1 protein-coding gene is annotated in these 1,317 nt (G+C 39.8%); it reads left to right on the plus strand.

Features of this window, described 5'->3' with window-relative positions:
- The first annotated feature begins 70 nt into the window (after positions 1–70).
- Positions 71–1,087: an IS110 family transposase gene (locus HUS62_RS22275; RefSeq protein ID WP_175081190.1), complete on the plus strand. Its 1,017-nt coding sequence runs from the start codon at positions 71–73 to the stop codon at positions 1,085–1,087.
- Positions 1,088–1,317 lie beyond the last annotated feature (230 nt).

Here is a 1,317-nt window from a genome sequence, read left to right on the forward strand (position 1 = left end):
CGTTAATTAGATGGTACGCCCCACCCATTAGCTAAACTCATAGAGTTGGCTATTACAGGAGGAAACCATCATGTCATTTGCAAAAGTCATAGGTATTGATTTAGGTAAATCAACTTTTCATTTAATTGGTCACGATTATGCTGGCCGTGAAGTCTTTCGTCATAAATATTCCAGAGCAAAGTTAGTCGATTTTCTATCTGTCCAAGAATCAACAACCATTGCGATGGAGGCTTGTTGTGGTGCTCACTGGCTAGCAAGGAAATGCAAACAATTTGGTCATGAGGTCAAACTAATACCAGCTCAATACGTAAAGCCTTATGTTAAGTCCCATAAGAATGATTACATTGATGCTGACGCAATTGCAGAAGCTGCGACAAGGCCTAACATGCGATTTGTTTCAGTCAAAACAGAAGAAGCTCAACTAGGTATAGTTATTAGACGTGTTCGCTCTGGCTATATTAAAGAAAGAACCGCCTGTATGAACCGAATTGGCTCGATACTATTGGAGTTTGGCCTTAGCTTTCCAAGAGGCCATCATCAAATGAAAAACTTGTTCCAATGGATAGCAGACCAAAATGAAGTGTTACCACCGCTATTAATTGCAGAGCTAACCACTCAATATGAATATTACAATCAGCTAAACGTGTGGATTAAAGCACAAGAGGAAAAGTTATTAGCATTAAATAAAGAAAACTATGTAGCTCAGTTATTACAAACAATTCCAGGTGTTGGGCCTATGACTGCATCGTGCTGTATCTCAGCAGTTGGCAGTCCACAGGATTTCGACAATGGTCGTAATTTTGCAGCATGGCTGGGGTTAGTGCCATTTCAATATTCAACGGGAGGAAAGCCCAGAATGCTAGGTATTTCTAAGCGAGGGAATAAGGAGCTTAGAGAGTTATTTATTCACGCAGCTCGTGCCGTTATGTGGCGAGATAAAACAGCAGAAAAGTTCTTTGGAACATGGTTGATAGATTTAAAATGTCGAAAGCCGTTTAATGTGGCGCTTGTAGCTTTAGCAAATAAAATAGCAAGAATAGCTTGGTCTGTAATGACCACGAAGAAGCCTTTTGAAATTAGAGTTTAAGTCAGTTTGCATATGATAATTAATGATGACAAAACGGTTAGACCACCAGATTGAAGACCTTGTGGACAGTTCAGCAAGAAAAATGCTTTCTCGTTTTTGAGGACAATCTGGCGCAGATCTCATCGTAGAGCTGGGACTAATGTTAGTCTCTAATAGACTCTGAATACATTAGCGCAAACCATCTCCGTTATTTTTAGTTATTAACTTGCAAAACGGGGCGTACCATACAT

It is taken from the genome of Pseudoalteromonas sp. 0303, assembly GCF_013349995.1.
Lineage (GTDB): Bacteria > Pseudomonadota > Gammaproteobacteria > Enterobacterales > Alteromonadaceae > Pseudoalteromonas.

Coding starts and splice junctions, on each gene's coding strand:
- HUS62_RS22275 (WP_175081190.1), top strand. CDS start 71: ATGTCATTTGCAAAAGTCATAGGTATTGATTTAGGTAAATCAACTTTT.